Origin of the sequence: Streptomyces sp. NPDC007205 (assembly GCF_040634095.1) — a bacterium.
Classification (GTDB): Bacteria; Actinomycetota; Actinomycetes; order Streptomycetales; family Streptomycetaceae; genus Streptomyces.
Genome location: NZ_JBEYEW010000013.1, coordinates 48,962 through 69,873 on the forward strand (window position 1 = coordinate 48,962; position 20,912 = coordinate 69,873).

The following is a 20,912-nucleotide window of genomic DNA, read 5'->3' on the forward strand; positions in this document are numbered from 1 at the left end:
TCCGGTTCCGCGTCAACTGACGTGAGACGTACGGCTCACAGGCCGGACAGCCTTGACAGTGCACCGAAACGCCCGCGTACTCTCGGTGGACGGCCCTGCTGAGGGGCTCGGCCGTACGCGCGCCATGCGGCGCTTCCGTGTGAAGGCACCCACCGTGTTCTGACGTTCCATCAAGCGTCACGGAGCCTTCGCATGTCATCCGACACCCTCGCCAAAGTCCCCGCCGCGGCGGACACCCCCGAACTCGCGGACGCCCCGCGGATCGTCCCGCGGCGCCGGTACGGCCAGTGGGCGGCAGCCGTCGCCGTCCTCGCGCTGCTCGGGTTCGCCGTCGACTCCGTCCTGCGCAACCAGGCGTTCCAGTGGGACGTCGTCGCCGACTACTTCACCACGGACTCCATCCTGCGCGGTCTGTGGCTCACACTGTGGCTGACCGCTGTCGTGACGGTCCTCGGCTTCGCCCTCGGCACCCTGCTCGCCGCCTTCCGGCTGTCCGCCAACCCGGTGCTGCGGGCCGTCGGCTGGGGCTATGTGTGGCTGTTCCGGTCGATCCCGATCCTGGTGCAGCTGCTGCTCTGGTTCAACATCGGGGCGCTGTACCCGCAGGTGTTCGGCGTGAAGACCGTCAACCTGCTCACCCCGGTCGCCGTCGCGATCGTCGGACTCACCCTGCACGAGGCCGCCTTCGCCGCCGAGGTCGTCCGGGCCGGCATCCTCTCCGTGGACCGCGGGCAGATCGAGGCCGCCCAGGCGCTCGGCATGAGCCGGTGGCGCCGCTGGTGGCGGATCGTGCTGCCGCAGGCCATGCGGTCCATCGTGCCGCCCGCCGGGAACATGCTCATCGGCACCCTCAAGGGCACCTCGATCGTCAGCGTCATCGCCGTCAACGACCTGCTGTTCTCCGCCCAGTTGATCTACCACCGCACCTATCAGGTCATCCCGTTGCTGATGGTCGCGACCCTCTGGTACGCGGTCATCACCTCACTGCTCGGCCTCGGCCAGCACTACATCGAGAAGTACTACGCACGCGGCACGGAGAACACCCGATGAGGCCGCAGCTGGTGATCGTGGGAGCCGGGCCGCGGGGGACCGGCCTCCTGGAACGCATCGCCGCCAACGCCCCCGAGCTGTACGGTGGTTCGGGCCTCGACATCCATCTGGTCGACCCGCACCCGCCGGGCGGCGGACGTATCTGGCGCCAGGCGCAGTCACCGCTGCTGTGGATGAACTCGCACGCCGAGGACGTCACCATGTTCACCGACGAGACGGTGACCATGGACGGCCCGGTGCGCGAGGGCCCCACCCTGCACGAGTGGGCCGGGCTGGACGGCGGCACCTTCGCCGACCGGCGGCTCCAGGGCCGCTATCTGCGCTGGGTGTACGAACGGGCCCTGGCCGCCCTGCCGCCGGGCGTCACCGTCCACCACCATCCCCGGCGCGCCCTGCGCGTCAGCGGCCCGCGCGAAGGCCGCCAGCAGGTGTGGCTGGCGGGGCGCGCGCGCCCTCTCCTCGCCGACCTGGTGATCCTCGCCATCGGCCACCTCGACGCCGAACCCGACGACGAGCAGGCCGCGCTGGCCGCCTACGCCCGCGCACACGGCCTCGTGCACATGCCGCCCGACTTCACCGCCGACAGTGACCTGTCCCCGCTGGGGCCCGGCGAACCCGTCCTCGTACGGGGCTTCGGGCTGGCCTTCGTCGACCTGATGGTGCTGCTCACCGAGGGGCGCGGCGGGCGGTACGAGGGCGACGCGTACCTTCCCTCCGGCCGGGAGCCGGTGCTCTACGTCGGCTCCCGGCGCGGAGTGCCGTACCACTCGAAGATCGGCTACGACTGGACGGGCGACCGGCCCCCGCTGCCCCGCTTCTTCGGCCCGGCCGAGGTGGACGCCCTGCTGGCCCGCCCGGCGGGCTTCGACTTCCGGCGCGATGTGTGGCCGCTGGTGGAGAAGGAGCTGGGCTTCGCCCACTACCACCGGCTGTTCACCGCCCACGCCGAACGTACGGCGATGGCCTGGGCCGACTTCGAGGAGAAGTACGCCGCCGCGAGCGACTTCGCCGAGGTGCAGGCGCTGGTCGCCGCCGCCGTGCCGGATCCGGCCGACCGGCTCGACCTCACCGCGCTCGATCACCCGCTGGCCGGGGTGCGCCATGCGTCGCACGAGGACTTCCAGGACGGCTTGCGGGCCTACGTCGAGGCGGACCTGAGCCGCCGGCACGACGCCTCCCACAGTGCGGACCTCGGCGTCTTCCTCGGGCTGCTCTCCGTCTACGGGCAGCTCGTGCGGCTGGGGAACACCGGCCCCTGGTGGCACGGCTTCTTCAGCTACCTGGCGTCCGGGCCGCCCGGACCCCGGCTGCGGCAGATGCTCGCGCTGTCCCGGGCCGGGCTGCTGAAGTTCGTCGGCGCGGACATGAGCGTCACCGCCGAGGACGGGGTGTTCCGGGCCGCCAGTCCCACCGTGCCGGGCTTCTCGGTCGAGGCCCGCGCGCTGGTCGAGGCCCGGCTGCCCGAGCCCACCGTCGGACGGGCCCGCGACAGCCTGCTGCGCGAACTGCACACCGACGGCGCCGCCGAGACCCCCGAGGGGCTGCTCCGGGTCGATCCCGGTACCGGCCGGATCCTCGACCGGGCCGGGCGACCGCATCCCCGGCGCTTCGCGCTCGGCCCCTACACCGACGCCCGCACCCCCGGCGCCTTCACCCGGCCGCGCACCGGCGGGGCCGCGTTCCGGCAGAACGACGCCACGGCCCGGGCGGCACTGGCCTTCCTGCGCCGGTGAGGTGACCGTCGTACTCGGCCCTCGTGACGCTGCGGCGGCACCCTTCGCGCACACCTCGGGCGTCCGTGTCCGGTAGGGAAGGGTTGAGCACAGAGGAAAGGAACCGACGGCATGACGACGGACGCGCCCGAGGCATGGCAGCAGTGGCGAGACCAGCGTGTGGAGAAGGTCTCGGCGCCCTACGGGCCGCTCGCGCGGATGGTGACGGCGTTGTGCTCACGGCCACCGCGTACGGCCACCGACACCACTTCATCTGCCCGTTCCCGCCGCCCGGCAACACGCTGGGCGTGGCGATCGAGGCGGGGGCGCGCGCTGAGCCGAGGTCAAGAGGCTGCTGCGTAAGAGTGGTTTAAAGTCGGACGGCCGAAAGGCACTCTTGTGGCGACCGGTCGTTCGGCCGAATACTCCCCCTCAGCGCTTGTCAGGGCATACATGTTCGGAATCCGGCCACAGACCCTGGCTGCGACTCACGGGCCCCGACCCCACGCGGGCCCCCGACTTCCCCTGGGAGGGAACGAAAAGTGAGGATCAAGCGCACTACTCCCCACAGCGGCACTGCGAGACGGACCCGGCTGATCGCCGTGGCCACCGGCCTCCTGGCCGCGGCGGCGTTCGCCGCCCCCACCGCGAACGCCAGCGACGACGGCCACACGTTCAGCGCAGCCCAGCTCAGCAAGGTCGACGACTCCGTCCTCAAGGCCGACGTACCCGGCACGGCCTGGGCGGTGGACAGCAAGACCGACCGCGTCGTCGTCACCGTCGACAGCACGGTGTCCCAGGCCGGCATCGCCAAGATCAAGCGGCAGGCCGGCGCCGACGCGGGCGCGCTCACCATCAAGCACACGCCCGGCAAGTTCAACAAGCTGATCAGTGGCGGTGACGCCATCTACGGCGGTTCCTACCGCTGCTCACTCGGCTTCAACGTGCACAGCGGCAGCACCTACTACTTCCTGACCGCCGGTCACTGCGGGCAGGTCGCCTCCACCTGGTACAGCAACTCCAGCCACAGCACGGTGCTCGGCACCAACGTCGGCTACAGCTTCCCGGGCAACGACTTCGCGCTCGTCCGGTACACCAACTCCTCGGTCTCCCACCCGAGTTCCGTGGGCAGCCAGTCCATCACGAGCGCGGCCACGCCGTCCGTGGGCACGACCGTCTACCGGCGTGGTTCCACCTCCGGTACGCACAGCGGCCGGGTCACCGCCCTGAACGCCACCGTGAACTACGGCGGCGGCGACGTCGTCTCGGGTCTGATCCAGACCACGGTGTGCGCCGAGGGCGGCGACAGCGGTGGTCCGCTGTACGCGGGCACCGTGGCGTACGGGCTGACGTCCGGGGGCAGCGGTGACTGCACCTCCGGCGGTACGACGTTCTTCCAGCCGGTGACCGAGGCGTTGAACTACTACGGGGTCACGCTGCCGTAGCGAGTCCGGTTCCGGCTTCCTCGAAGTCCCCGCACGCGCGGCGCGTGCGGGGACTTCTGCTTGCCCGGCGGGGAAGAGGGCGTCTCCCGGCAGGGTGGAGAACAGGCCATGCACTGTCATGACGTTCCGCTGCGGTGTACTTGCACCCAGTGTTTGCAGTGCGAATTCCTGGACGTGACCGTGGTCAGTCAAACTTATGGGGGGTGTGCAACCCCCCTGCGCGCGCGTCCTGAAGTCAACCTTGTGTGCTCCCTGCGCCGTTCGGAAGAGTAGTCGCTCGTCAACCAGCCTTCCGGTCCGTCGAGTCCCCACAACTCGCGGGCCTACCCCCCACAGGAGGACGTGAGTTGAAGCACCGACGCATAACCGGGCGGCGGGCCGCTCTGGCCGGGGCGGGAATCGCCGCACTGGTCGCCGCGGGTGTCACCTTGCAGAATGCGAACGCCAGCGAGCCTGTGAAGTCCGCTCCGCAGCTACGGGTTCTGTCCGCTCCGGCGGCCGGAAACCTCGCCTCGACGCTGCTGAAGAACCTCGGCTCCGGCGCCGCCGGCAGCTACTACGACGCCCAGGCCAGGAGTCTCGTCGTCAATGTGCTCGACCAGGACGCCGCAAAGGCCGTCGAGGCGGCCGGGGCCAAGGCGAGACTCGTCACCAACTCGCCGGCCGCACTCGACGGCGCACGGACGACACTGGAGAAGGACGCGACCATTGCGGGGACGTCGTGGGCGACCGACCCGGTCAGCAACAAGGTCGTCGTCACCGCCGACAAGACGGTCTCCGGCGCGCAGTGGGCCAAGCTGAGCAAGGTGGTCGACGGACTCGGCGGCAAGGCCGAGCTGAAGCGGTCGAAGGGTGAGTTCAAGCCCTTCATCGCCGGTGGTGACGCGATCAGCGGGTCGGGCGGGCGCTGCTCGCTCGGCTTCAACGTGGTCAAGGACGGGCAGCCGTACTTCCTGACCGCCGGGCACTGCACCGCGGAGATCTCCAGCTGGGCCGACTCCAGCGGCAAGGAGATCGGGCAGAACGCGGAGTCCCACTTCCCGGGGACCGACTTCGGCCTGGTGAAGTACACGTCGCAGACGGACCACCCGAGCGAGGTCGACCTGTACAACGGGTCCACGCAGAAGATCACCGGCGCCGCCGAGGCGACGGTCGGGATGAAGGTGACGCGCAGTGGGTCGACGACCCATGTGCACGACGGTACGGTCACCGGGCTGAACGCCACGGTGAACTACCAGGAGGGCAGCGTCAGCGGTCTCATCCAGACCGATGTGTGCGCCGAGCCCGGTGACAGCGGCGGCTCGCTGTTCTCGGGGAGCAACGCCATCGGGCTGACCTCCGGGGGCAGCGGTGACTGCACCTCCGGCGGGGAGACGTTCTTCCAGCCGGTCACCGCCGCGCTGTCCGCCACCGGAGCGAAGATCGGCTGACGCGTTCGACCGCACCGCGTCCCTGGAGCCCCGTCCCCGGTGTGGGGGCGGGGCTCGCGGTCTGTTTGCGCAGGTGAGGGGCGCTCTCAGCGGTGTCGTACACATGTTCGGGAATGGGGGTATGGTGGAGGTGGAAGTAGGGAACTGATGTTCGAGAGCTGTTCGGGGCTCGCGAGTGCGGGAGGTGCGTGTGCCGGGCTTCGCGCATCTGCACACCGTCTCCGGGTTCTCCCTGAGATATGGGGCATCCCATCCGGAGCGGCTGGCCGAGCGCGCCTCGGAGCGGGGGATGGACGCCCTCGCGCTCACCGACCGTGACACCGTCGCCGGCGCGGTGCGCTTCGCCAAGGCCTGTGCCGGGGTGGGGGTGCGTCCGGTCTTCGGGGTGAATCTGGCAGTGGCCGGGGCCGAGGGCGTACGGGGTGGGCGGCGGAAGGTGCCGGTGCGGGGTGGGGCCTTCGTCGACGAGTCGGCTCCTCGTGTGACCTTCCTCGCCCGGGACGGCCGAGGGTGGGCCGACCTGTGCCGGATCATCACAGCGGCGCATGCGGGTGAGGGCGTGCCCGGGCTGTCCTGGCCGGACAACCACGGTGACGGCCTGACCGTACTGCTCGGGCCCGGCTCGGATGTGGGGCGGTCCCTCGCTGCAGGGCGTCCCGACCGGGCCGCGAAGCTTCTCCGGGCGTGGCGTGAGGTCTACGGCGACGCGCTGCGGCTGGAGGCCGTGTGGCACGGGCGTACGGGTACGGGGCCCGGGTCCCTGCGGCTGGCCGCCCGTGCCCTCGGGTTCGCCGCCGAGCAGGGGGTGCGGCCGGTGCTCAGCAACGCCGTCCGGTATGCCGATCCCGGGGCGGGGCCGGTCGCCGATGTGCTGGATGCCGCCCGCCGGCTGGTTCCGGTCGACCCGCGCGGGGAGCTGGACTCCGGGGAGGCGTGGCTGAAGGACGCGCGGGCGATGGCGGGGGTCGCCGAGCGGGTGGTGGAGGCTGCCGGGTACCGGCGGGACACCGCGCTGCGGCTGATGGAGCAGACCCTGGCCACGGCCGAGGAGTGCCGGGTCGACCCCGAGGGGGATCTCGGCGTCGGGACCGTGCACTTTCCCGAGGCGCATCTGGTGGGCGCCGGGCGGCGTACCGCCCAGCGGGCCCTCGCCTCGCGGGCGGTGGCGGGGATGGTGCGGCTCGGGTACGGCGGGAAGCGCGCGTACTGGGAGCGGATGCACCACGAGCTGGACATCATCGCCCACCACGGGTTCGCCTCCTACTTCCTGACGGTCGCCCAAGTGGTCGACGACGTGCGGAAGATGGGGATCCGGGTGGCCGCTCGTGGTTCCGGCGCAGGCTCCCTCGTCAACCATCTTCTGGGGATCGCGCACGCCGATCCGGTCGAGCACGGGTTGCTGATGGAGCGCTTCCTGTCCAAGGAGCGCGTCGTGCTGCCGGACATCGACATCGATGTGGAGTCCGCGCGCCGGCTGGAGGTCTACCGGGCGATCATCGGCCGCTTCGGCACCGAGCGGGTCGCGACCGTGTCCATGCCGGAGACCTACCGGGTGCGGCACGCCATCCGGGATGTGGGCGCCGCCCTGTCCATGGACCCGGCTGAGATCGACCGGGTGGCCAAGTCCTTTCCGCACATCCGGGCCCGGGACGCGCGGGCCGCGCTGGCGGAGCTGCCCGAGCTGAAGCGGCTCGCGGGGGAGGGGAAGCGGTACGGCAGGCTGTGGGAGCTGGTCGAGGCGCTCGACGCCCTGCCGCGCGGAGTCGCCATGCATCCGTGCGGGGTGCTGCTGTCCGACGCCTCGCTCCTCGCCCGTACGCCGGTGGTGCCGACCAGCGGTGAGGGGCTGCCGATGTCGCAGTTCGACAAGGAGGACGTGGAGGATCTCGGGCTGCTCAAGCTCGATGTGCTGGGTGTGCGGATGCAGTCGGCCATGGCGCACGCGGTCGCCGAGGTGGAGCGGGTGACCGGGGAGCGGATCGATCTGGACGCGGTGCCGGCGGGGGACCCGGAGACGTATCGGCTGATCCGGTCCACCGAGACACTGGGGTGCTTCCAGATCGAGTCGCCGGGGCAGCGGGATCTGGTGGGACGGCTGCAGCCGAGTACGTTCCACGACCTGGTCGTCGACATCTCGCTGTTCCGGCCCGGGCCCGTCGCCGCCGACATGGTGCGGCCGTTCATCGAGGCGCGGCACGGCCGGGCGCCGGTGCGTTACCCGCACCCGGACCTGGAGGAGTCGCTGAAGGGGACCTACGGGGTCGTCGTCTTCCACGAGCAGGTCATCGACATCGTCGCCGTCATGACCGGCTGCGGGCGGGGCGAGGCCGACCGGGTGCGGCGCGGCTTGTCCGACCCGGAGTCGCAGGGGCGGATCAAGGTGTGGTTCGCGCAGACCGCGACGGCTCGGGGGTACAGCGCGGAAACGATCCGGCGGACCTGGGAGATCGTGGAGGCGTTCGGGTCCTACGGGTTCTGCAAGGCCCATGCGGTCGCGTTCGCCGTGCCGACGTACCAGTCGGCCTGGCTGAAGGCGCATCACCCGGCCGCTTTCTACGCCGGGCTGCTCACGCACGATCCCGGGATGTATCCGAAGCGGCTGCTGCTGGCCGATGCGCGGCGGCGCGGGGTGCCGATCCTGCCGTTGGACGTGAACGTTTCCGGGGTCGCCCACCGTATCGAACTGGTGTCCGACAACTCTGGGGTATGGGGGCTGCGGCTCGCCCTCTCCGATGTGCACGGCATCAGCGAGGCCGAGGCCGGGCGGATCGCGGACGGGCAGCCGTACTCCTCACTGGTGGACTTCTGGGAGCGGGCGCGGCCCAGCCGTCCACTGGCGCAGAGGCTCGCCCAGGTGGGGGCGCTGGACGCCTTCGGTGCCAACCGGCGGGATCTGCAGCTGCATCTGACCGAGCTGCACCGGGGTGCCCGGAGCGGTGGCGGGCAGCTCCCCTTGGCGGGTGGACGGAAGACCGCCTCGGCCGGGCTGCCGGATCTGACGTCGGCGGAGCGGCTCAGTGCCGAACTGGGGGTGCTGTCCATGGACGCCTCGCGCAATCTGATGGACGACCACCGGGAGTTCCTCAAGGAGCTGGGCGTGATCTCCGCGCGTCGGCTGCGCGAGCTGCGGCACGGCGAGACCGTGCTGGTCGCGGGCGCCAAGGCGGCCACCCAGACCCCGCCGATCCGCTCCGGCAAGCGGGTCATCTTCTCCACGCTGGACGACGGCACGGGCCTGGTCGATCTGGCGTTCTTCGACGACTCGCACGACGCCTGCGCGCACACCGTCTTCCACTCGTGGCTGCTGCTGGTGCGCGGCGTGGTGCAGCGGCGAGGTCCGCGCAGCCTGAGCGTGGTGGGTTCCGCCGCCTGGAACCTCGCCGAGCTGGTGGAACTGCGCGCCGAGGGCGGCCTCGACGAGGTGGCGGCGCGGCTCGCGGAGCCGGCGGCCGAGGCCGCCGGCGGTGACCCGACCGGCGGCCGGCGGATCCAGCTGCCGACCGGATACGAGATGCATCCGTGGGCCGATCTGCGGCCCGCGGGCCAGGAGGCCGCACAAGGGCCTTCGGCGATACGGAAGTTGTGGCACCAGAGTCCGGGGAGTGCGGGATGACCATTCTCTGCGTACGTTTCCAGCTGCCGCCGATGTACGAGGCAGCCCTGCCGGGACTGCTCGGGTTGCTGGAGGACTTCACCCCGGACGTCGAGGCGCTGCCCCCGGACGGGGCGCTGGCCGATCTGCGCGGCGCCGAGCGGTACTTCGGACGCAGCGCGGTGGAGCTGGCCTCGGTGATCCGGGTGCGCGCCCTCGCGCGGTACGGCGTCGACTGCGCGATCGGCGCCGGTCCGGGCCCGATGCTGGCCCGCGTGGCGCTGCAGGGCGCCCGGCCCGGGGTGACGTGTGCCGTGCCCGAGGACCCGGACGGCATCGCCGCCTTCCTCGCCGGGCGGCCGGTGTCCGCGCTGCCCGGCGTCGGCGCGGCGACCGCCCGCACCCTGAGCGAGTACGGCCTGGACACCCTGGGCCTGGTCGCCGCCGCGCCGCTGTCCACGCTCCAGCGGCTGATCGGCGCCAAGGCCGGCCGCGAGCTGCGCGAGAAGGCGAGCGGCGTCGACCGGGGCCGGGTCGTGCCGAACGCCGTCTCGCGGTCGCTGGCGACGGAGCGCGCCTTCGGCCTCGACGAGCTGGACCCCGGCCGGCACCGCAGGGCGCTGCTGTCCGCCGCCGAGGAACTGGGCGCCCGGCTGCGCGCGGTGCGGAAGATCTGCCGCACCCTGACCCTCACCGTGCGCTACGCCGACCGCTCCGCAACCGTCCGCAGCCGCACCCTGAAGGAGCCGACCGCGCACTCCGCGGCCCTGACGAAGACGGCCTACGGCATGTACGAGGCGCTCGGCCTGCAGCGCGCCCGGGTCCGCGCGCTCACCCTGCGCGCCGAGGACCTGGCCTCCGCCGACCAGGCCTCCCACCAGCTCACCTTCGACCCCGTGGACGAGAAGGTCCGCCGTATCGAGGAGGTCGCGGACCGCGCGCGGGCGAAGTTCGGACCGAGGGCGGTGATGCCGGGGGCGCTGGGGCGCGGCGGCGGCTCCACGTCGGTCAGTTGGCCCAGGGCGGCGTGATACGGGTGCCGTCGGCGAGCCGTGCCTCCAGGCCGATGGAGGTGGTGACCCAGGAGATCGCGGTGTGGTCGGTGGGGTTCTCGACGGTCAGGGTCGCACCGGGGTTGACGATCACGGTGTCGCCCGCCGAGACCCGCTCGGTCTGACCGTCGAGGGTCATCAGCAGCTCGCCGACGAGCAGATGGAACACCTCCTCCCGGTTGACGGTGTGGGCGGGCGCCCGGGTGCCGGCCGGGATCTCGCCGCGCCAGGCGCACAGCTCCTTGCTGCCGGTGAGCGGGGTGGCGTACGAGACGAAACGGGCGCCGTGGATCTCATGAGTCGTGGCCTCGGACGAGCGGACAACGGGCATGGCGGTGATCTCCGTTCAGGTAGTCAAGCTGCTTGTCTATATGGTCAAGCTGCTTGACCGAATCGTCAAGGGTGTTTCAATGCCTCCGTGCAGAACTCCGAAGCCATGGCCCTGTCCGCCGCCCTGCTCGCCGTCGCGGGTGACCTCACGCAGCGCATTCATGACGGGGTGGCCGCCCGTGGTTTCACCGACCTGCGGCCCGCCCACGGCTTCGCCTTCGCGCGGCTGGCCCCGGACGGCGCGACCGTCACCGACCTGGCCACGCATCTCGGGGTGACCAAGCAGGCGGCGAGCCAGCTGGTGGACGAGATCGTACGCAAGGGCTACGCCGAACGCCGGCCGCATCCCGAGGACGCGCGGGCCCGGCTGATCGTGCTGACCGAGCGGGGGTGGGCCTGCACGCGGGCGGCGGAGGCGGCTGCGGCTGAGGCGGTCGGGGTCTGGGCCGGCCTGCTGGGTGAGAGTGAAGTGCGTGCGTTGGGGGCGAGTTTGGCGCGGATCGCTCCGTATGGTCCGATCCGGCCTGTCTGGTGATGATCCGTCAGGGTTCCCATGGGGTGCTGGTTACCACTGGAAGTTTTTACTGACGCGTAACTTCTCACTGGCGCTACTCGCCCGTAACTTGACAAGTGAACAGCATCCTCGTGATCCGGATCACAGGGTTAGGCCCCCACCTCCCTTGAGCCGCAAGGAGATCACACGATGCTGCCCTGGAAGCGTGTGCTCAGACCCCTTACCGCGCTGCTCCTCGCCGCCGCCGCTGTCGCCGCCGTTCCGGCCGCCACCGCCCACGCCGCCGACGCCGCTCCCAGCAGGGGCTGGAACGACTTCTCCTGCAAACCCTCCACCGCCCATCCCCGTCCGGTCGTCCTGGTCCACGGCACCCTCGGCAACTCGGTCGACAACTGGCTGTCCCTCGCCCCGTATCTGAAGGACCGCGGATACTGCGTCTTCTCCCTCGACTACGGCCAACTGACCGGAGTCCCCCTCTTCCACGGCCTCGGCCCCATCGACAAGTCGGCCGAGCAGCTGTCCGCCTACGTCGACAAGGTGCTCGCAGCGACCGGCGCCGCCAAGGCCGACCTCGTCGGCCACTCCCAGGGCGGCATGATGCCCCGCTACTACCTGAAGTTCCTCGGCGGAGCCGGCAAGGTGAACGCCCTCGTCGGCCTGGCCCCGGACAACCACGGCGCCACCCTGAGCGGCCTCACCGGCCTGCTGCCGTACTTCCCCGGCGCCGGGGACCTGATCAAGGCCACCACCCCCGGCCTCGCCGACCAGATCCCCGGCTCCGGCTTCCTCACCAAGCTCAACACGGGCGGCGACACCGTCCCCGGAGTCCACTACACGGTCATCGCCACCAAGTACGACGAGGTGGCCACCCCCTGGCGGAGCCAGTACCTGAGCGGCTCGGACGTCCACAACGTCCTGCTCCAGGACCTGTGCCCGCTCGACCTCTCCGAGCACGTCGCGATCGGCCTGTTCGACCGCATCGCCTTCCATGAGGTGGCCAACGCGCTCGACCCGGCCCACGCCACCGCCACCACCTGCGCGTCGGCCCTCAGCTGACGTGCCGCCGGGGTCTGTCCGACCTGAGCCGCCGGACAGACCCCGGAACCCTCACCGGCGGTGCGCGCCACCCGCCGCGCGCCGCCGCACCGACAGGAACAGCGCCGCCGAACCGAGCGCCAGCGCCGCGGCGCCGCCGATCGCGACGTACGAGGTGCCGGAGGAGGCACCGGTCTGCGCGAGGCCGTCCGAAGCACCGGCCGCCTTCGGCGCGTTGGACACGGTGGTGGGCCGCTGGGCGGGGGTGGCCGTGTCGTCGCCGCCGTGACCGTGGTGCCCCATCGTCGACCTGTCGGCACCGTCCGCGATCTGCTGCTCGGAGGGCGCGGAGGCCGCAGGAGCGGGACCGGAACCCGTCTTGGAGCCGCCCGTATTGCCGCCACCGAAGTCCACGTCCGAGCAGGAGTAGAACGCCTCCGGACTGTCCGAGCGCTGCCAGACCGCGTACAGCAGCTGTCGGCCGGACCGCTCGGGAAGCGCGCCGGAAAACGTGTAGAAACCACCCGAGGCGACCGGGTCGGTGACCGTGGGCACCGGGTGTCGCAGATCCAGTTCGGACCAGGACAGCGGCTTCGCGGGGTCGTACCCCTGCTTGGTCAGATACACCTTGAATGTGCCCTTGTGCGGGGCGGTCACCCGGTACTTGAAGGTGTACGACCCGCTGTGCACGCCGGTGGCGGGCCAGTCGGCACGTGCCAGATCGAGGCCCTTGAACTCCGCGCTGTTCGCGCTGCACAGCTTGCCGTCCGGGATCAGCTTCCGGTGCTGTCCTGCGGCGTCGCCGATCCGGATGCCGTTCCAGTCGTACAGCGCCTGCGCGCCGCCGGCCGCCACCGCCGCCCTGCACGCGGCCGACTTCGGACTCTCCGGCCCCTCCGCGTAGCACTGCGAGACACGGCTGACCGGGTCGCCCATCGAACCGTGCGCGGACGCGGGAGCGGCGGCGAGCGCGGTCAGGGCGAGCGGCGGCAGACCGAGCATGGCGACGACGGCGGCCGTGCGGCGGGCACGAGCGGACATGCGGAACTCCTCGAAACGGCCCTTCGGTGGGGCTGGATCCCGTGGGGGCGATCCGAAGCTAGCCCCAAGAAACCGTGGAATCGCCTGCTGGAGGCGGGTGGAGGGGATTCTTATGGTGCCGTTAAGGCCGGACTAACCGAGCGCTCAGGAAGAGGGCAACGCTGGGACATCAGCCAGCAGCCGCTGCCACGCGACCCCCGCGCCGGCGGCGCCAGTACGCCACTGTCAGCACCGCCAGCAGCGGGCCCCACAGCACCAGCGGCGCGTAGCAGGAGTAGAACCACAGGCTCGCGAGCCCGGTGCCCTGCCCGGGCGCGTCGGGCGGGAGTGCGTCGCCGCGGATGGTCTTCCCCATGAACGTCGTGAGGGGAGACAGTAGCGAGAACACCGCTGTCAGCACCGTCGCACCCACCGCCGCCGGCACGACCGCGACCCACACTGGCACACTGCGGCCGCGCAGTTTGGGCAGCCACCTCGGGAACATCTCGCCCCATCGCGCAATCAGCCCGATCGCCGTGAACGCCAGCAGTTCGGACACCAGCGACAGCATCGGGATGTACAACCGCTCGCCGGCGCTTATCCCGCTGTCGAACATGGCCGGCAGCCGCCAGACGCTGGACGGCAGCACGACCAGCGGTACGGCGTACGCGAGCCGCCGCGTCCGTACCGACACACGGGGCACCGGTTCATGTGCGGTCTTCCACGCAGTGCGGATCCGTCCGATACCCCACTGCGAGCGAGCGACTGTGCGGGACACGTATGTCTCCTCGATCCGGCGGGCCCGGCGGCCCGTTCGGCATCGAAGATCGCAGCTCGCGGACCGTGGCGGATCGCTCTGGGGACGCAATTCAGCTCCCTCTCAGGGGGGAGCACGCCGGCCTCTTGAGGCTTACGCGTGTCGGACACGCGGGGTACTCGGACTGCGCTCAGGCAGGTAGCGTGCGTCCATGATCCACAGGAATCCGGAGCGCGTCCGGCCGGCTGTCGCCGACGATGTGCCGGCCGTCAAGGCGGTGACGGACGCGGCCTATCGGCACTACATCGAGCGCATCGGCGTGGTGCCGCAGCCCATGGAGGCGGACCACGCGGCGAACGTGGCCGGCGGCAAGGTGTTCGTCACCGGGGAGCCCGTGGCCGGGCTGGTCGTGATCGAGGCGTTCGGCGGTCATCTCTTCCTGGACAGCATCGCCGTACACCCCGACGCCCACGGCACGGGCGTCGGACGGCGGCTGCTGCACTTCGTCGACGCACACGCGCGTGAGCTGGGGCTCGGTGAGATCAGGCTCTACACGAACGCGTTGATGTGGGAGAACCAGAAGATCTATCCGAAGTACGGATACGAGGTCGTGGAACGCCGCGTGGACGGGCCGTACGACCGGATTCACTACCGCAAGCGGCTGGACTGACGCCCTGGCGGGTCAGCCGTCGGGCCACCAGGTGCGTGCGATGTCCTTGCGCACCTCGGGACGCCCCGCGGGGCGCTCCTCCGCCTCTTCGCGGATCCGGCGGCTGTCCGTCTTCTTCAGGGGCTTGTGCACGGTTGCGCGGCGCATGGCTGCCTCCTTCAGTGCCTACCGACTCTCGCGTTGTCACGGAGGTAGACGCTTTCGGGGAGAGTTCCTCATCGGAGCCGGGTTGTCAGTGGCGGGTGTCACTCTTGGCGCATGACGAATGAGACCAGGCACATGGTGGCGGCGGGTACCCGTGAAGCGGAATGGAATGTGGACTGGGATGCCGGGGCGGCCTGCTTCGACGACGAGCCGGACCACGGTCTGCGCGACCCCGAAGTACGTGCGGCCTGGGCGGACCGGCTCCGCTCCTGGCTGCCGGAGCGCCCCGCCGACATCCTCGACCTCGGCTGCGGCACCGGGAGCCTGTCGCTCCTCGCGGCCGAGCAGGGACACCGGGTGACGGGTGTGGACTCCTCCCCGGCGATGGTCGAGCGGGCCCGCGCCAAGCTCGCCGGGCACGACGCGGCGGTCCTGCGCGGGGAGGCGGCGGCTCCGCCGGTGGGGGAGCAGCGCTTCGATGTCGTCCTCGTGCGCCATGTGCTCTGGACGCTGCCGGAACCCGACCTGGTGCTGCGGCACTGGCGGGACCTGCTGCGGCCCGGAGGCCGTTTCGTGCTGGTCGAGGGCGTCTGGGGCACCCTCCACCCCGTCGGCATACCCGCCGGCCGGCTCACCGCGCTCGTGACACCGCTGAGCTCCGGCATACGCGTGGAGCGGCTGTCCGACGACCCTCTGTTGTGGGGGAGGGCCGTGGACGACGAGCGGTACGCGGTGGTGGCCACCGTGTGACACCGGGCCGGCGGGGCCGAGGGCGTCAGGACAGCAGCTCCGCGAAGCCACCGGTGCGGGCCAGTGTCTCCAGTTCCCCGAGGGCGGCCACGGCGGCGGACGCGGCCTCGGGGTCCCTCTCCGCCAGCCCGCTCTCGGCGAACTCGTCCTCGTCCAGGCGCCGTACGTCCGTGCCGTCGGCGGAGCGCCACAGGTCCAGGTCGAGGTCCTCCACGACCAGTTCGCCGTCGTCGCGGACCGCCGGCCGGGTGATGTCGCAGTACCAGCCCTTCACCGTGCCGTCCGCGGCGCGGACCTCCTTCACCGAGTACCAGCGGTCACGCCAGTAGTACTCGGTGAAGACGTCCCCGGGTTCGAAGCGGACGAAGCCGAAGTCGCGGACGCCGGAGCCCGCCCAGGGCGCCCGTACGGCGATCCGGGTGCCGTCGTCCTGGAGCAGCTCGGCCGGATAACGGATCTTCGTCCGGCCGGCCTTGACCAGGACGACCTCCAACCCTGCCGCTGTGTCAGCCGAGTTCACGGACATGGCGCACCTCCGTCGCGCAGAATTCGTATCCGAGCCATTTGTTGATCGCGATCATCGGGGCGTTCCCGGCGTCGTTGCCCGTGAACGCCTCGGTGACGCCGGTTTCCCGGGCCCGGTACAGGGAGTGGGTCTTGGTGAGCTTGGCCAGGCCGCGTCCCCGGTGGGACCGCGCGGTGCCGGTCATCGCGGTGGCGTACCTGGTGCCACCGTCGGTATAGGCCACGCTGAAGGCGACAGGACGGCCCCCGACGCACGCGGCCACCGTCAGGTCGCGGTCCAGCAGCGGATGCTTCCAGTGCTGCTCGATCCAGGCCTCGTAGTCGGAGAACTCGTAGCCGACGTCACCCGGTTCGTCCCGCATCGTCTCCGCGTCCAGCTCGAACAGCGGGCGTGGATCGTCCGCGAAGTCCGCGGCCGTACGCAGTTCGACGCCCGGCGGGGTTTCCGGGAGGGGCGGGAGGGCGGAGCCCGCCAGGTCGAGGCGGAGGAAGTGGGCGGACCGGCTGCCGCGATAGCCGTGCCGTTCGGCGAAGGCGCGGTTGGCCGGTTCGTCGAGGACCCAGCCGAGCAGCCGGGTCGCGCCCTGGGCGGTGAGGTACTCCTCGGCCGCCCGCAGCAGGAGCCGGCCGGCGCCGCGACCGGTCCGGTCCGGCCGGACGTAGATGTTCAGCAGGCCCTGGCCCGGCTCGGTGCTGTCATGGGCCAGGTGCACCTGAGCCGTGCCGATCACCTCGCCGTCCTCCTCCGCGACCAGCGGACGGTAGCGGGCCCCGGGCGGCATGCGGAGGGCGTCGTGGCGGATCGAGTCCGAGGTGAGATGTACGGAAGGGCCAGCCGGCGGACCCGGGCGAAGCCCTCGGTGTCGGTCGGCGCGTCGGGGCGGAGGTCGCGCACGATCACTGTCATGAGCAGGCACGGTAGACGGAGGGGGACGGGGGATGCCTCTCATTTTCCGGCGGGTACGGGACAATCACCGTGTGAGCCTGAAGATCCGCATCGATGACAGTGCGCCCCCGTACGAGCAGGTGCGGGCGCAGATCTCCGAGCAGGCACGGTCCGGGGCGCTGCCGGTGGGGTACCGGCTGCCCACCGTGCGGGGGCTGGCCGAGTCCCTGGGCCTCGCCGTGAACACCGTGGCCAAGGCGTACCGGGCGCTGGAGAACGACGGGGTGATCGAGACACGGGGGCGCAACGGCACGTTTGTGGCTGCCGCCGGCTCGGCCGCGGAACGTGAGGCTTCCTTGGCCGCTCAGGCGTACGTGGAGCGGGTGCGGAGGCTGGGGTTGGGGGAGTCGGAGGCGTTGGCCGCCGTGCGGGATGCCCTGCGGGCGGCTTACGGGGAGGGCTGAGGGGTTCGGCATGTCACCGGCGTGACATCGGCTCCGGTGTTCTGGTCACCGTCAGCCCCGCCCTGCCCGCTGCCCTGCCGAACGTCACCGCATCCGCCACCGCCGCCCCGCCCGGATCATTGTTGAAGTACGCGTACACGTCCTGCCCGTCCGCCCATGTCGTCGCGATGCGGTCCACCCAGGTCTCCAGGGAGCGGCGGCCGTAGTGGGGCCAGGGCCGGGCCCGGCCCTGGTGGAAGCGGACGTAGCCCCAGTCGGCGGTGCGCCACAGCGGGGTGACCGGGCGGGCCAGGACGTCCGCCCAGCACAGGGCCGCGCCCCGGGCCGACAGTACCTCGCGCACCTCGGGCGTCCACCACGAGTCGTGGCGGGGTTCCACCGCGACCCGCGTACCGGGCGGGAAGCAGGCCAGGCAGGCGTCCAGGAGGGAAGGGTCCACGCGCAGGGTGGGCGGGAGCTGGAGGAGGACCGGGCCCAGACGGTCGCCGAGGCCCGCCGCGTGGCTCATCAGGCGGTGGACCGGTTCCCCGGGGTCCTTCAGGCGTTTGATGTGGGTGAGGTAGCGGCTGGCCTTGACCGCCACCACGAAGTCCGCGGGGACGCGGTGGCGCCAGGCGGTGAAGGTCTCGTACGACGGGAGTCGGTAGAACGCGTTGTTGATCTCCACTGTGGCGAACAGCCGCGTGTACTCCTCCAGCCACAGCCGTGCCGGGACCCCGGCCGGATAGACGAGGTCCCGCCAGTCCTTGTACTGCCACCCGGAGGTGCCGACGAACAAGGTCACAGCACCATCAAAGCACTACAGGTACAGGCCCGCGTCCGTGCCGTCCCGCGCCCCCGGCACCGATGTCGGGGACGTGCCCCGGCGCAGCGCGTACAGCTCGGCCAGCGTCGCCCCCTCCCGGCCGACGCCCTCCTCGGTGCCCAGCCACTTCACCGCCTCGCGGCGGGTCAGCGGGCCCACCTCGATACGGGCCAGGCAGCGGCCGGGGCGGACCACGGCCGGGTGCAGGCGCTCCAGGTCCTCGTTGGTCGTCACGCCGACCAGGACGTTGCGGCCCTGGCCGAGCAGGCCGTCGGTGAGGTTCAGCAGCCGGGACAGGGCCTGGCCGGCCGTGTGCTTGGCCTCGCCGCGGATCAGCTCGTCGCAGTCCTCCAGGAGGAGCAGGCGCCAGCGGGCCTTGCCCGCCGAGTCCTCCTCGCCGATCGCGATGTCCATCAGATAGCCGACGTCCGAGAAGAGCCGCTCCGGGTCCAGGACACAGTCCACCTGGCACCAGTCGCGCCAGGAGCGGGCCAGGGTGCGCAGGGCGGACGTCTTGCCGGTGCCGGGCGGGCCGTGCAGCAGGAGCAGCCGTCCGGCGATGTCCTCCGGCGTCGTCTTCATCAGGCGGTCCATCGCGTCCGCCACCGGCGCCGTGTAGTTGGGCCGCACCTCGTCCCAGGTGCCCGCCGAGATCTGGCGGGTGGTGCGGTGCGGGCCACGCCTCGGGGAGACGTACCAGAAGCCCATCGCCACGTTCTCGGGCTGGGGTTCCGGCTCGTCGGCGGCGCCGTCCGTGGCCTGGTCGAGGACCCGCTCGGCCAGTTCGGCACTGGTCGCGGTGACCGTGACGTCCGCGCCGCGGTTCCAGCGGGAGACCAGCAGGGTCCAGCCGTCGCCCTCGGCGAGGGTGGCGCTGCGGTCGTCGTCGCGGGCGACCCGCAGTACCCGGGCGCCGTCGGGCAGCAGGGTCACGCCGGAGCGGACGCGGTCGATGTTCACCGCGTGCGAGTACGGCTGCTCGCCCGTCGCGAAGCGGCCGAGGAACAGCGCGTCGACGACGTCGGACGGCGAGTCGGAGTCGTCGACGTGGAGCCGGATCGGCAGAGCGTCGTGTGGGTTCGCAGACATGGGGCCATGATCCGGCACGGGCGTGCTGCGCGCACGGCATTTCACTGCGGCGGAAGCGTTGTTCGCCGGCCGCGCGTCGTCCGTGGCTTGTCGCGCCCAGGCGGCGGAGCCGCATGTCGACACAGCCCCGCGCCCCTTTGGGGCGCGTATCCCCAAGGCCTGCCCGAGGCGCGCGTTCCGCCGTTACTGTTGTCCCCGATGGCACGTCATGGGTGGAATTCGGATGCTCGGCGGTGGCGGCTCACCGCTCTGCTCGGGGTCGGCGCGACCGTGCTGGCCCTCGCGGTGACCCTGTTCGGCACGCTGTCCGGCGGGGCCGGCACCGCGGGCACCACACGCGACGGCGACAAGGTGCACGGCACGCCTGCCACGCCCCGCACGAAACCCGAGCCGTATGTCGGCTGGGGCTTCACCCACACCCGGTACAGCGCCGACGAGGGTGACCCGGCCGCCACCTCGCGCGTGCGGCAACTGCTCGGCGGGAGCCGTGGGCTGGCGCAGAACCAGCACATCATGGGCTGGGGCGCCGACAACCCCGAACCGGTCGAGGGGCACTACGACTTCGGCGCGCTGGACCGCCGTATCGACTTCGTGCGGGCCTCCGGCGGCACCCCGGTGATCACCCTGTGCTGCTCCCCGGACTGGATGAAGGGCGGCAAGGCCGGGGTCGACAACACCGACTGGAGCCAGGCCGCCCTGGAGACCGCCCCCACCCCCGGCCACTACCAGGACTTCGCCGACCTCGCCGCCACCGTCGCCCGGCGTTACCCGGACGTGAAGCACTTCATCGTCTGGAACGAGTTCAAGGGCTTCTGGAACGACGCCAAGTCCCGCTGGGACTACGAGGGGTACACCAGGATGTACAACCTCGTGTACAAGGCGCTGAAGAAGGTCGACAAGGACATCATGGTCGGCGGCCCGTATCTGGTGATGGACAGCGTCGATCCGCGTGACCAGAACGCCGCCGGCGCGCTGAAGGGGCCCTGGGGCGCCATGGACCGGCGGGTGCTCGACGCCTTCTCGTACTGGAACGCGCACAAGGCGGGCGCCGACTTCACGGTGGTCGACGGCTCCAGTTACACCCGCGACGACGAGCTGCTGCCCGACGAGTTCACGGCCACCGACAAGCTCACGGCGGTCAGCGCGTGGGTGCGGCGGCAGACCCGCGACCTCCCGCTGTGGTGGGCCGAGTACTACGTCGAGCCCGGCGACGGCAACGACGACCGCAAGGGCTGGTCCGAGCCGCACCGCGTCGCCGTCCAGGCCACCGGGATGATCGCCATGGTCAGGGGCGGCGCCGGCTCCGGCTTCTACTGGAACCCGGAGGACAGGACGGGCACCGGCTGCGCGGGCTGTCTGTGGACCCCCACCGCCGGCGCCGGCGGGGGCAGGGCCCTGCCCATGTACGACCTGGTGTCCCGGTTCGCCAAGGCGTTCCCGCCGGGGACGCGGTACGAGAACGTGTCCGTCGCGCAGGACGTCCTCCCCGACGTCCGTGTCCTCGCGAGCAGCAGGACGGTCCTGGTGGTCAACACGCTGAACCGGACGATCGGCGCCCAGGTCGACGGCAAACGGTTCGACATGGGGCCGTACGAGGTGAAGTGGCTCGACCGCTGAACGACCGGGCTCCCCTCACGAGCAC

At 71.3% G+C, this 20,912-nt stretch carries 19 protein-coding genes and 1 pseudogene; 12 read left to right on the plus strand and 8 right to left on the minus strand.

Annotated features, from left to right (window positions below; all coding sequences use genetic code 11):
• The first annotated feature begins 192 nt into the window (after positions 1 to 192).
• The 6 genes from ABZ624_RS22140 to ABZ624_RS22165 all read left to right on the plus strand — a co-directional run bounded on the left by ABZ624_RS22140 (position 193) and on the right by ABZ624_RS22165 (position 10,260).
• Positions 193 to 1,050: an amino acid ABC transporter permease gene (locus ABZ624_RS22140; RefSeq protein WP_360091401.1), complete on the plus strand. Its 858-nt coding sequence runs from the start codon at positions 193 to 195 to the stop codon at positions 1,048 to 1,050.
• Positions 1,047 to 2,783 (plus strand): FAD/NAD(P)-binding protein, encoded by a 1,737-nt coding sequence (locus tag ABZ624_RS22145; protein ID WP_360091404.1) that lies wholly within the window; start codon positions 1,047 to 1,049, stop codon positions 2,781 to 2,783. Before ABZ624_RS22140 ends, ABZ624_RS22145 begins: the two co-directional genes overlap by 4 nt.
• A gap of 521 nt (positions 2,784 to 3,304) precedes the next feature.
• Positions 3,305 to 4,207 carry a S1 family peptidase gene (locus ABZ624_RS22150; protein ID WP_360091407.1) on the plus strand — a complete coding sequence of 301 codons (903 nt, stop codon included), beginning with the start codon at positions 3,305 to 3,307 and terminating at the stop codon, positions 4,205 to 4,207.
• Positions 4,208 to 4,554: 347 nt separating this feature from the next.
• Positions 4,555 to 5,637, plus strand: coding sequence for a S1 family peptidase (locus ABZ624_RS22155; protein ID WP_360091410.1), 1,083 nt, complete (start codon positions 4,555 to 4,557; stop codon positions 5,635 to 5,637).
• A gap of 190 nt (positions 5,638 to 5,827) precedes the next feature.
• Entirely contained in the window at positions 5,828 to 9,250 is a 3,423-nt protein-coding gene (locus ABZ624_RS22160) for a DNA polymerase III subunit alpha (protein WP_360091413.1), read from the plus strand.
• Complete coding sequence (locus ABZ624_RS22165; RefSeq protein ID WP_360091416.1) at positions 9,247 to 10,260, plus strand: hypothetical protein; 1,014 nt, start codon at positions 9,247 to 9,249, stop codon at positions 10,258 to 10,260. The genes ABZ624_RS22160 and ABZ624_RS22165 overlap by 4 nt, the downstream gene beginning before the upstream one ends.
• Here the strand turns inward: ABZ624_RS22165 and ABZ624_RS22170 are convergent.
• Positions 10,238 to 10,612: a cupin domain-containing protein gene (locus ABZ624_RS22170; protein ID WP_360091419.1), complete on the minus strand. Its 375-nt coding sequence runs from the start codon at positions 10,610 to 10,612 to the stop codon at positions 10,238 to 10,240. The genes ABZ624_RS22165 and ABZ624_RS22170 overlap by 23 nt on opposite strands.
• An 87-nt stretch (positions 10,613 to 10,699) precedes the next feature.
• On the opposite strand from ABZ624_RS22170, the gene ABZ624_RS22175 reads away from it, so the two are divergent.
• On the plus strand, positions 10,700 to 11,146 hold the full coding sequence (locus ABZ624_RS22175; protein WP_360091422.1) for a MarR family transcriptional regulator: 447 nt from the start codon (positions 10,700 to 10,702) through the stop codon (positions 11,144 to 11,146).
• Between the two features lie 168 nt (positions 11,147 to 11,314).
• Positions 11,315 to 12,181 (plus strand): alpha/beta fold hydrolase, encoded by an 867-nt coding sequence (locus ABZ624_RS22180; RefSeq protein WP_360091425.1) that lies wholly within the window; start codon positions 11,315 to 11,317, stop codon positions 12,179 to 12,181.
• Between the two features lie 51 nt (positions 12,182 to 12,232).
• Here ABZ624_RS22180 and ABZ624_RS22185 read toward each other — a convergent pair whose 3' ends face one another.
• Positions 12,233 to 13,201, minus strand: coding sequence for a lytic polysaccharide monooxygenase (locus ABZ624_RS22185; protein WP_360091428.1), 969 nt, complete (start codon positions 13,199 to 13,201; stop codon positions 12,233 to 12,235).
• Between the two features lie 169 nt (positions 13,202 to 13,370).
• Positions 13,371 to 13,958 carry a hypothetical protein gene (locus ABZ624_RS22190; RefSeq protein WP_360091431.1) on the minus strand — a complete coding sequence of 196 codons (588 nt, stop codon included), beginning with the start codon at positions 13,956 to 13,958 and terminating at the stop codon, positions 13,371 to 13,373.
• Between the two features lie 190 nt (positions 13,959 to 14,148).
• Between ABZ624_RS22190 and ABZ624_RS22195 the strand changes: the two genes are divergently transcribed.
• A complete protein-coding gene (locus ABZ624_RS22195) occupies positions 14,149 to 14,607 on the plus strand; it encodes a GNAT family N-acetyltransferase (protein WP_360091434.1) in 459 nt (152 codons plus the stop codon).
• A 12-nt stretch (positions 14,608 to 14,619) separates the two neighbouring features.
• Here the strand turns inward: ABZ624_RS22195 and ABZ624_RS22200 are convergent, their stop codons facing one another.
• On the minus strand, positions 14,620 to 14,754 hold the full coding sequence (locus ABZ624_RS22200) for a hypothetical protein (RefSeq protein WP_360091437.1): 135 nt from the start codon (positions 14,752 to 14,754) through the stop codon (positions 14,620 to 14,622).
• A 111-nt stretch (positions 14,755 to 14,865) separates the two neighbouring features.
• Between ABZ624_RS22200 and ABZ624_RS22205 the strand changes: the two genes are divergently transcribed.
• Positions 14,866 to 15,501, plus strand: coding sequence for a class I SAM-dependent methyltransferase (locus ABZ624_RS22205; protein WP_360091440.1), 636 nt, complete (start codon positions 14,866 to 14,868; stop codon positions 15,499 to 15,501).
• A 25-nt stretch (positions 15,502 to 15,526) separates the two neighbouring features.
• Here the strand turns inward: ABZ624_RS22205 and ABZ624_RS22210 are convergent, their stop codons facing one another.
• Positions 15,527 to 16,027, minus strand: a complete 501-nt coding sequence (locus ABZ624_RS22210; protein ID WP_360091443.1) for a DUF402 domain-containing protein — start codon at positions 16,025 to 16,027, stop codon at positions 15,527 to 15,529.
• Positions 16,008 to 16,933, minus strand: a pseudogene (locus tag ABZ624_RS22215) (GNAT family N-acetyltransferase). Before ABZ624_RS22215 ends, ABZ624_RS22210 begins: the two are co-directional and overlap by 20 nt.
• Positions 16,934 to 17,004: 71 nt before the next feature.
• Between ABZ624_RS22215 and ABZ624_RS22220 the strand changes: the two are divergent.
• Positions 17,005 to 17,376: a GntR family transcriptional regulator gene (locus tag ABZ624_RS22220; protein ID WP_360091446.1), complete on the plus strand. Its 372-nt coding sequence runs from the start codon at positions 17,005 to 17,007 to the stop codon at positions 17,374 to 17,376.
• Positions 17,377 to 17,389: 13 nt separating this feature from the next.
• Here ABZ624_RS22220 and ABZ624_RS22225 read toward each other — a convergent pair whose 3' ends face one another.
• Complete coding sequence (locus ABZ624_RS22225) at positions 17,390 to 18,160, minus strand: DUF72 domain-containing protein (RefSeq protein ID WP_360091448.1); 771 nt, start codon at positions 18,158 to 18,160, stop codon at positions 17,390 to 17,392.
• A 15-nt stretch (positions 18,161 to 18,175) separates the two neighbouring features.
• Complete coding sequence (locus tag ABZ624_RS22230; RefSeq protein ID WP_360091450.1) at positions 18,176 to 19,270, minus strand: DUF5925 domain-containing protein; 1,095 nt, start codon at positions 19,268 to 19,270, stop codon at positions 18,176 to 18,178.
• Between the two features lie 198 nt (positions 19,271 to 19,468).
• Between ABZ624_RS22230 and ABZ624_RS22235 the strand changes: the two genes are divergently transcribed.
• On the plus strand, positions 19,469 to 20,887 hold the full coding sequence (locus tag ABZ624_RS22235) for a xylan 1,4-beta-xylosidase (protein ID WP_360091453.1): 1,419 nt from the start codon (positions 19,469 to 19,471) through the stop codon (positions 20,885 to 20,887).
• Positions 20,888 to 20,912: the final 25 nt, after the last annotated feature.